Raw genomic sequence first — 2,207 nt, 5'->3', positions numbered from 1 at the left:
TGTTCTTCTTCCGAACATTTGACGTTATCGGCGCATTTGTTGACCAGTTTTGTCTCGCCGTAACCTTTTGCTGTTAATCTAGCGGCATCTACGCCGTTTTTCACTAGCCAAGCCATGGTCGATTTGGCCCTTCTGTCAGAAAGTTTTTCGTTGTATTTGAACGAAGCACGGCTGTCGGTATGCGAGCGTACATCGATTTTCATGGTCGGGTATTGCTTCATGACATCGAGAATTTTCTCCAGTTCGAGTGCTGCATCTGGTCGGATATCCCATTTGTCAAGGTCAAAGTAAATGATTTTGATTCCGAAAGCTTTGGCCAGATCGTCGCCCACGGTAACGGGTTTAACGGTTTTCTCAAGCTGTATCGGAAGATCGGTTTTTCCGGTAGTTTTCGAGATAGTGATGCGCTGTTCTTTGGTTTCGTATTTTTCTTTCTCGGCACGCACGTAGTAGATTTTACCACATTCCACCGAATTGAATTTGTAGAAACCTTTGTCATCGGAAGTTACTTCTTCTAGTTTGTTGAATTTCTCATCCATCAAAGTGACTTTGGTGTTGGCTAAAACTTCGCCGGTTTCCAAATCAGTTACAATTCCGGAGAGTTCTTGCTCGCAGATGAGTTTTCTGGTTTCTAGGAATTTGTAAATATCGTCGAAACCTTTTCCGCCTTCACGGTTGGAAGAAAGGAAACCTTTGCGCGTTTTGGTATCAATCAGATAAGCAAAATCATCTTGAGGTGAGTTGGCTGGCGCTCCAATATTGATAGGGTTTTTAAAAGTTCCGTCGGGCTTGACTTGCGCCATGAAGATATCCAATCCGCCGAGTCCGGGATGTCCGTCGGTGGCAAAATAGAGTTCGTTCTCGTCGGTGAGCATCGGGAAAGTTTCTTTTCCTTCAGTGTTAATCACATCACCCAAATTCACCGGTGTTCCCAGAGAACCATCGCCATTGATAGCGGCTTTCCAAAGATCGGACTGACCTTTTCCGCCGGGCATATCCGAGGCAAAATATAGCGTTTTCTCATCAGGGCTCAGCATCGGATGCGCACAAGAATAAGCATCAGAGTTAAAAGCCAGCTCGGTGACTTTATCCCAACGGTTGTCAATTAAAGTGGCTTTGTAAATCTTGAGCAAAGTGATTTTATTGGCATCTTTTCCTTTCTTGCCGTTGTTGAAATTGTTTCGGGTGAAATACATGGTATTGCCATCTTTGGTAAAAACCGGCGTGGCTTCATGGAACTTCGAGTTGACGTTTTTGGCGAATTTCTCTGGAGCCATCAAAGCGCCTTCAGGTGAAGCATCAGCGGCATATAAACTAGTGAAATACTGGTTGGTCCACTTGTGTTTTTTCTGGGCAAAGCTTCCGGTATCACGCGAAGAGGTAAAAACCAAACGCGTTCCGGAATAAGCACTACCGTAATCGGAATACTCAGAATTGATTCCGGCATCCTCGATGTTGTAACGCCCCGAATTGGCTTTAATCTCAGCCATATAATCTTCCTTAGATTTGAAGTTCTTGGCGCGCATGTCATCAGCAGCTACTTTATCGAATTGCTTCATGACCTCGTCTGCTTTTTTATAATCACCAATAGATTTGAGAGTTTGCGCATAACGGAAGTAAATCTCGGGTTGCGCCTCAGGGTTCATGGCGAAGAACTCAGTATACCACTTGGCCGCCTTTGGAAGATCGGCATTGAAGTAATAGGAATTTCCGAGTTTTAAGAACATATCGGCCGATTTGTAGCCTTTCTCAGCGATGCGCTCATAGGTTTTGGTAGCATCGATGTAGGCGTACTTTGAATATTGCTTGTCTCCCTTTTTCTCGGCAGTACTTTGAGCATAACTATTGAAAGCTAAAACACTCAATAAAGTAATCAGTAGTGTGGCTTTATTTTTCATGATGTTTCAGATTTAGAAGAATCTAGGAGATACGATTTTGTTATAGTTGTTAAAGAGCTCAAATCTAAGAAATACTTCATGAGAACCTGAGTTGTATTTTCTAAGTCGTGTAGTTTCCATATCGTATCCGTAACCAACATACAGTCCGTCGGTGATTTGGAATCCGGCCAAGGCGCTCACTGCAGCATCCCAGCGGTAGGCAGCACCTACGACGAATTTGTCATAGAACATGAAATTTCCTGAAACATCCACTTGTAAAGGCGAACCGGTAACCATTTTGGTAAGCAAAGCCGGTTTGAACTTGATGTT

2 protein-coding genes are annotated in these 2,207 nt (G+C 43.7%); both read right to left on the bottom strand.

Annotated features, from left to right (window positions below):
- Window positions 1–1,898, bottom strand: a 1,898-nt coding sequence (locus G4D82_RS14265) for an OmpA family protein (protein ID WP_166337969.1), incomplete at its 3' end; no start/stop codon positions are given.
- A gap of 12 nt (window positions 1,899–1,910) precedes the next feature.
- A partial coding sequence (locus G4D82_RS14260) for a type IX secretion system membrane protein PorP/SprF (RefSeq protein ID WP_166337968.1) occupies window positions 1,911–2,207 on the bottom strand: 297 nt, incomplete at its 5' end.

Origin of the sequence: Flavobacterium lotistagni (genome assembly GCF_011392125.1) — a bacterium.
Taxonomy (GTDB): Bacteria; Bacteroidota; Bacteroidia; order Flavobacteriales; family Flavobacteriaceae; genus Flavobacterium; species Flavobacterium lotistagni.
This window is presented reverse-complemented; position numbering and strand designations above follow the sequence as displayed.